Source organism: uncultured Anaerococcus sp. (assembly GCF_947253225.1).
In the GTDB taxonomy this organism is placed as follows: domain Bacteria; phylum Bacillota; class Clostridia; order Tissierellales; family Peptoniphilaceae; genus Anaerococcus.
Genome location: NZ_CAMXYR010000063.1, coordinates 1 through 7,581, shown reverse-complemented (window position 1 = coordinate 7,581; position 7,581 = coordinate 1). Strand labels below are relative to the sequence as shown.

The following is a 7,581-nucleotide window of genomic DNA, read 5'->3' as shown; positions in this document are numbered from 1 at the left end:
AAATGATTAATATATGTTTTATGGGCAATCCAAAGTTTGCGGTGCAGACTTTGGATGTTCTTTATAATAATGAAAATATTGATGTGAAACTTGTGGTAAGCTCTCCTGATAAAAAGAGAAATAGAGGAAAAGTTAGCCCAACAGAGATAAAAAAATATGCTCAAGACCATGGGATAGAAGTAGTTACTCCAAAAACTGTAAACACACCTGACTTTGTAGAAAGTCTCAAAGACCTTGATATTGACTTCATTGTTGTTGTTGCTTTTGGTCAACTAATTGGCAAGGGACTTCTCGAAGCTTTTGAAGATAGGATAATAAACCTACATCCATCAATTCTTCCAGAACTTAGGGGAGCAAGTCCTATGCAATTTTCTCTTTTAAATGGTGATAAGAAAACAGCTGCTACGACCATGCTTATCGAAAAAGGAATGGATTCTGGGGATATTTTAATCCAAGAGCTAGTTGACATTGACGATAAGGATACTTATACAAATCTTGAAGAAAAGCTAAGTGAAATAGGCTCAAAGAAAGTTCTTGAAACTATTCTTGATTTTGAGAAAATCTACAAAAATCGTAGAAAACAAGACTCAAGTAAGGCGACTTTTTGTACTAAAATAACCAAGGAAATGGGAAAGATAGATTGGAAGACCCCAGCAGAAGAAATCCTCAACAAAATAAGAGCCTTTGTGGAATATCCTGTTGCTTTCTTTACCTACAAGGGAAATAATATTAAGGTCTATGAAGCAGAAATTGTTGAGGGGCTTGACACAAATCCTGGCTATGTTTATAAGGCAAACTCCAAAGAAGGTCTAATTATCGGAGCCGGGGATAAGGCTATAAGAATTAATAGACTTCAATTTCCTGCAAAAAAAGTGATGGATGCCAAAGCTTTCCTTTTGGGTCATGCTTTTGAAGAAAATATTAACCTAGACTCATGAATGATTTAGAATTAATTTTTAATAGTCTTGTAAATATCATCTACAAGGATAAAAAAAGTAATGAAGAAATAAATAATCTTGCAAAAAAGGCGACAAGCCTTGCTTATGTAACCAAGGTAATTTATGGAGTCTTAGAAAATAAAATTCACCTTGACTATATGATAGGCAAACTTTCTAGTATTAAAATTAAAAAAATCCATAAAAATGTTCTTGTTATTTTAGAAATTGGTCTATATAATATCCATTTTTTGGCAACTAAAGACTATGCAACAGTTGATAAACTGGTAGATTTAACCAAGAAGAAAAACAAGCGTTCCTTTGGATTCGTTAATGCTATCTTGCGAAACTTTATCAGAAATGAACAAGAAATTGTTAAAATAAATATAGGAGATGATATAAAATCCTTATCAGTTAGGTATTCTATGCCAGAAGAAATCACCCGCTATATATTTGAAAATTATGGTATGGACTATACTAAGAAATTTCTTAGATATACAAATAGAAAAGCAAGACTTTCTATTAGGGTGAATAATACAAAAATAAGCAAAGAAGAATTGGTAAAAAATCTTGAAGGCTTAGGATTCCAGATAAGAGATTCAAAAATAAGCAAAAATGCACTTATTGTGGATAATCCTCAGGGGTTAGTAGAAACTTTATATTTTAAGCAAGGATTCTTTACAATCCAACAAGAAGCTAGCATGAAAACTGTAGAGGTTCTTAACCCAACTAGGGGCTCTAGAATTTTGGATATATGTGCAGCCCCTGGGACAAAGACAAGTTATATAGCTGAATATACAGAAAATACAGGTAAAATATTAGCGAATGATATATCTTCCAATAAATTGTCTTTGATTGAAGAAAATATTAATAGGCTAGGTCTTAAAAATATAAGTATAGAAAATTTTGACGCAAGTGAGCTTAGAGAAGATTTGAAGGGTAAATTTGACTATATACTTGTAGATGCTCCTTGTTCAGGACTTGGGGTTATGGCGAGGAAACCTGAAATAAGGTATAACAGAAGTCTTGATGATATCAAAAGCTTATCAGAATTGCAAAAGAAAATCCTTTCCTGTGCCATAGTCTATCTAAAGCAGGGTGGAGAACTTGTTTATTCTACTTGCACTATAGGAAAGATTGAAAACTCGGATAACCTATCCTACATAAGTCAAAGAGAAGATATGGAACTTGTACCAATTGATGGCAAGGACTACATAGAATTTGTTAGTTATGAAGATGAGACTGACGGATTTTTCATAAGTAAATTTAAGAAGAAATATGATGAAACAAACAATTAATGATAAGTTTATAACAGAGCTTGAAGAGATGTTTAAAAATCATGGCTATCCAAAATTTAGAGCCAAGCAAGTGTATAGGCAAATTCACGTAAATAAGGTCAATGATTTTGGACAAATGACAGACCTTTCCAAGGATATGAGAGAAAGTTTAAGTGAGAAATATACATTTTCCATCCTAAACTTAGTCAAGGAATTTATCTCTCAAGTAGACGCTACAAAAAAATATCTTTTTGAACTTGAAGATGGAAATATTATTGAGGCTGTCTTCATGGATTATGATAGTAGAAAAACTATATGCATATCTTCCCAAGTTGGATGCAGGATGGGCTGTAAGTTTTGTGCATCTACAAAAAATGGACTTGTAAGAAACATGACTGCTTCTGAGCTTATAGAAGAAGTCTACGAACTTGAAAGGATTAATGGTGAGATAAATAACATTGTTATAATGGGAATTGGCGAACCCTTGGACAACTATGATAACATAAAGAAATTTATTGAAGTTATCACAGATGCGAATGGAAGGAATCTTTCACATAGATCCATTACCCTATCAACATCTGGTTTAGGTCCTATGATTAGAATGCTTGCAGATAGTGGACTTGATATAAATCTAGCCTTGAGTCTTCACTATGCTGATGACACTAAAAGGAAAAAATTCATGCCAGTTGCCAACAAGTACCCAATAGCTGACCTTATGAAGGCCACAGATTATTATTTAGAAAAAACAAAGAGAAGGGTAAGCTTTGAATATGTGGTAATTGATGGGGTAAATAACCTTGATGAGGATGTTAGAAACTTAGTAAGGCTTTTGAGAGGAAAAAATGTTCACATTAATCTTATTCCTCTGAATCCTATTGAAGAGTTTGCCTATGATAAACCACAAAATACAGCCCTAAAAGACTTTAGGGACAAACTAATAAAAAACAAGTTAAATGCAACAATAAGAAGGTCTATGGGATCGGATATTGATGCATCTTGCGGACAGTTGAGAAATAATTATGCGAGGTGAGCATGAAATTTAGCACGATATCAAATATTGGTAAACGTAGGGAAGAAAATGAAGATGCCTACGCCAATATTTCTATAAATGACTTAGATTTTTTCATAGTAGCTGATGGGATGGGAGGTCATAGTAGGGGAGAGCTTGCGAGTAGACTTGCAAGTATTTCTTATATAGAATTTATCAAGAATGCCGACATTGATTCCTATGAATCATTGGTAGACCTTCAGGAAGAGGCTATAGCTTATGCTAATGAGAAAATTTATGCCCTATCTGATGATAGTGATGGACTTAGTATGGGAACTACGGTGGTGTGCCTTGTGATTGACAATAAGAATAGAAAATACCACATTTCTCACATAGGGGATTCGAGAGTTTATGTTTACAAAAAAGGAGAGCTATTCTTTAGGACTCGAGATCATTCCTTGGTCAATGACCTTATAGATACTGGTTCACTCACTGAAGATGAGGCTAAGAACTTTATCAATAAATCTGCTATAACCAAGGCGGTTGGTACTGATGAAGAAAGTCAACCAGATAGCAAGACCCTAGATATGGAAAAAGGAGATACTATCCTCATGTTTACAGATGGTCTTTCCAACGAAGTAAGCGATGAAAAGATAAAAGAAGTAGTTAATAGTTTTGATGATGCGTATGAGATTTCTTCAAAACTAATAGAACTTGCGTTAAGCGAAGGTGGTCGTGATAACATAACTTTGACTACCGTTTTGATATAAGAGGTAATATGGATAAGATAATTTTGGACAATAGGTACGAGATTATTCAGCAGATTGGTGTTGGAGGAATGGCCAAGGTCTACAAGGCTAAGGATAGGCTCTTAGATAGGTTTGTAGCTATAAAAGTTTTGAAAGAGCAATATGCCGAAGACGATGAATTTTTAAAGAAATTCAATAATGAAGCCCAATCAGCTGCTAAACTTAATCATATAAATATTGTTAATGTTTACGACATAGGTCAAGACCTTTTGGAAGGTAGAAAGATCTATTATATAGTAATGGAATATGTGGAAGGAGAAACTCTAAAGGATTTGATTGATAAGGAGGGCAAGTTATCAAACCATGATATAATTGACTATTCAGTGCAAATTGCCCAGGCTCTCAAGTCTGCCCATGCATCTGGGATAATTCATAGAGATATAAAACCCCAAAATATCCTTATTGATAAATTTGGACTTGCCAAGGTAACTGACTTTGGTATAGCAAGGGTTTCATCAAATGCTACCATAACCTATACCTCATCAATACTAGGAACTGTTCACTACATTTCACCAGAACAAGCAAAGGGCAAGATTGTAGATGAGAAAAGCGACCTATATTCTCTAGGTGCAGTAATGTATGAGATGGCAACAGGAAGAGTCCCTTTTGATGCAGATAATTCTGTTGGAATCGCAGTTATGCACATCCAGGACATACCAAAACCTGCCAAGGACTTAAACCCAAACCTTTCTAATCACCTAAACCACATAATAATGAAACTACTAGAAAAAGAACCAGCAAATAGATACTTAAATGCTAGTGATTTGATAGCTAGTTTGGAAAATACAAGTCAGAGTCCTATCAATAAGGTTAGTGATAAGACGGCAAAAATACCTATAGTTGTTCCAAACAAAGAAAAAAAGAAGGCAAAAAAAGCGGAAAATCAGAAGAAAGGCTCAGAAGAAGTAGTCTATGTTTCACCAAGCGATCAAGGTGAAGGTGGAGTAAAGAAACATAAACCAATTAAAATCTGGCCTCTAGCTCTCTTAGCCTTGGTCCTTGTAGGAGCTGTCTACTATTTTCTAACAAGACCAAATGATAGTAAAATTGAAGTGCCAACTGTAATTAATTTGACAGAAGAAAAGGCGGTTAAGGAATTAGAAAAGAGAGGACTCAAGGCGAACGTTCTAAGAACTGAACAAAGTGATGAGTATGACAAGGGTAAGGTCATGAAACAAGATCCAGATGCTAATACTCGTGTTAACGTTGGAACGATAGTTAACTTAGTTGTAAGTGCTGGTAGGGAAGTTACTGTTCCAGACCTGTCAGGACTTACAGTTATAGAAGCTGAGGAAGCTTTGAAGGAAGTTGGTCTTTCTATAGGTAAGACTAGTACAGAACATGATGATAAAGTCGGAAAAGATTTGATTATAAAACAAGATCCGAGGGCTGGTTCAAGCCTACAAGCAGGCGGGAAAGTTGACCTAACAGTAAGTGCAGGGCCAGAAGATAAGGTTGTCAATGTTGAAGTGCCAAATCTTGTCGGTCTTTCAGAAGATCAAGCCACAAACCTTATTACACAAACGGGTTTGACCCTAAGAAACGTTGACTATAAGGATAGTGATGATGTTGAAAAGGGAATGGTAATTAGTCAATCAATCAGCCATGGTACTCAAGTTGCCCAAGGTTCAAATATTGACCTTGTTGTAAGTAACGGCAAGAAAGATAAGTCTGAATCTAATAAAGAAGGCAAGGCTAAAAATGTAGACCTAAAACTTAACATAAATACAGATAAAGATAATTTCAACGTAAAAATATATAAGCTTGATGAAAATGGTAGAAGATCTGATATTTTGTACAATCAAAATGAAAGCAAGGAAAACTTAAACGACCAACAAATTCTTCAATTAAATTTCCAGGCTATTGAAAATACTAAGTTTGAAGTTTTAGTGGATGATGAATCTTACGGAGTGTATACAGTAAATTGAGACAGGGAAAGATAATCAAGGCTCAAAAAGAGTTATATTATGTAAGTTTAGAAAATGAAACTCTAAATTGCAAGGCTAGGGGTAATTTTAGGAAAAAAGGAATAAGACCCTTGGTAGGAGATAATGTTATAGTTGAACCTCTAGGAAATGATACAGGCTATATCACAGAAATATCTCCAAGAAAAAACGAAATCAAAAGGCCAAATATTTCTAATATTGACCAAATCTTGCTTTTTGCAACAATTAAAAATCCACCCCTTAACTTGTTTAACTTAGATAAGTATCTAGCGATGTGTGAATTTATCGGAGTCGATGTTTGCATGATTTTATCTAAAATTGACCTAGCTAGCCAAAATGAGATAGGAGATTTTGTTAAAATTTATCAACCATTAGGATACCAAATTATAACCCTAGACAATTACAAAGACTTTCCCAAGGATAAAGTTCTAAGGATGCTTGAAGGTAAAACTTCGGCAGTATCGGGAGCTAGTGGAGTTGGTAAATCAACTTTTCTTACCAATCTTGTAGAAAAAGACATAGAAATTGGCTCTATATCAGAAAAAAGCAAGAGGGGAAAGAACACAACTAGGCATACCGAAATTTATAAAATAAAGGAAGATAGCTTCATCTTCGATACACCTGGCTTTGATTCCTTTGATATTGATTTTATAGAAAATGAAACCTCCCTAAAAGAAACCTTTAGGGAATTTAAGGGTAAAACATGTAGGTTTAAGGATTGTAACCACATCAACGAACCCCATTGTAAGATTAAAGAAGCTCTTGCTCTTGGGGAAATTTCCCAAAATAGGTATGACAATTACCTGATGTTATTTGATGAAATTAAGAAGAGGAGAGAAAATAAATGGTAGAATTAGCACCTTCAATCCTTTCTTGCGATTTCTCAAAGTTGCAAGAAAATCTCGAGCAGACTAAAGATACTCCTTTAAAGATGCTCCATATTGATGTAATGGATGGACTTTTTGTGCCAAATATATCTTTTGGCTTCAAGATAATTGAGGATATAAGAGATAAAAACGACTATTTCTTTGATACTCACTTGATGATTGTTGATCCAATAAGATATATTGAAAGATTTGCTAAGGCGGGAGCAGATAGGCTAACTATCCATTATGAATCCTGTGAAAATCCACTAGAAGTAATAAAAAAAATCAAGGAATTAGGACTTGAGGCAGGAATTACCCTAAAACCTAAAACTCAAGTAGAACAAATTCTACCTCTGCTTAGGGAAGTAGATGCAGTGCTTGTAATGAGCGTTGAGCCTGGTTTTGGTGGGCAAAGCTTTATTGAAGAATCTATTGATAAGGTGAGAGCCTTTAGGTCATACATAGACCAAAATGACTTATCATGCAAGGTAGAAATAGATGGAGGAATTAAAACTACTAATGTCATAAAAGTTATTGAGGCTGGTTGTGACGAGATAGTATCTGGATCAGATATTTTTTCCAACAAAGATATAAAGGGACAGATTGAAAAATATTATAAGATCTTTGCTGATAAAACAGTATAAATCTAGTAGATACCCACTTATCCAAGTGCGTATCTATTTTTTTTAAGAAATGTTCCACTCGAATTAAATAATAAACTTTATAGTATTAAAAACTTATAATAGCGGTTAGTTTATAC

7 protein-coding genes are annotated in these 7,581 nt (G+C 34.4%); all 7 read left to right on the top strand.

Annotated features, from left to right (window positions below):
• The coding region (gene fmt, locus Q0W95_RS06795; RefSeq protein ID WP_297791181.1) for a methionyl-tRNA formyltransferase at positions 1-938 on the top strand (938 nt) is incomplete at its 5' end.
• Entirely contained in the window at positions 935-2,233 is a 1,299-nt protein-coding gene (gene rsmB / locus Q0W95_RS06790; protein ID WP_297791179.1) for a 16S rRNA (cytosine(967)-C(5))-methyltransferase RsmB, read from the top strand. The genes fmt and rsmB, both read left to right, overlap by 4 nt.
• Complete coding sequence (gene rlmN, locus Q0W95_RS06785; RefSeq protein ID WP_297791177.1) at positions 2,217-3,242, top strand: 23S rRNA (adenine(2503)-C(2))-methyltransferase RlmN; 1,026 nt, start codon at positions 2,217-2,219, stop codon at positions 3,240-3,242. Before rsmB ends, rlmN begins: the two co-directional genes overlap by 17 nt.
• A gap of 2 nt (positions 3,243-3,244) precedes the next feature.
• Entirely contained in the window at positions 3,245-3,970 is a 726-nt protein-coding gene (locus Q0W95_RS06780; protein ID WP_297791175.1) for a Stp1/IreP family PP2C-type Ser/Thr phosphatase, read from the top strand.
• Positions 3,971-3,978: 8 nt separating this feature from the next.
• Complete coding sequence (gene pknB, locus Q0W95_RS06775; protein WP_297791173.1) at positions 3,979-5,937, top strand: Stk1 family PASTA domain-containing Ser/Thr kinase; 1,959 nt, start codon at positions 3,979-3,981, stop codon at positions 5,935-5,937.
• Positions 5,934-6,806 (top strand): ribosome small subunit-dependent GTPase A, encoded by an 873-nt coding sequence (gene rsgA / locus Q0W95_RS06770; RefSeq protein WP_297791171.1) that lies wholly within the window; start codon positions 5,934-5,936, stop codon positions 6,804-6,806. The genes pknB and rsgA overlap by 4 nt, the downstream gene beginning before the upstream one ends.
• The gene (gene rpe / locus Q0W95_RS06765; protein ID WP_297791169.1) at positions 6,800-7,465 is read left to right on the top strand and encodes a ribulose-phosphate 3-epimerase; all 666 of its coding nucleotides are present in this window, start codon (positions 6,800-6,802) and stop codon (positions 7,463-7,465) included. Before rsgA ends, rpe begins: the two co-directional genes overlap by 7 nt.
• Positions 7,466-7,581 lie beyond the last annotated feature (116 nt).

Excerpts from the sequence above, each read along its gene's own strand:
- rsmB (WP_297791179.1), top strand. The coding sequence starts at position 935 with ATGAATGATTTAGAATTAATTTTTAATAGTCTTGTAAATATCATCTAC.
- rlmN (WP_297791177.1), top strand. The coding sequence starts at position 2,217 with ATGAAACAAACAATTAATGATAAGTTTATAACAGAGCTTGAAGAGATG.
- Q0W95_RS06780 (WP_297791175.1), top strand. The coding sequence starts at position 3,245 with ATGAAATTTAGCACGATATCAAATATTGGTAAACGTAGGGAAGAAAAT.
- pknB (WP_297791173.1), top strand. The coding sequence starts at position 3,979 with ATGGATAAGATAATTTTGGACAATAGGTACGAGATTATTCAGCAGATT.
- rpe (WP_297791169.1), top strand. The coding sequence starts at position 6,800 with ATGGTAGAATTAGCACCTTCAATCCTTTCTTGCGATTTCTCAAAGTTG.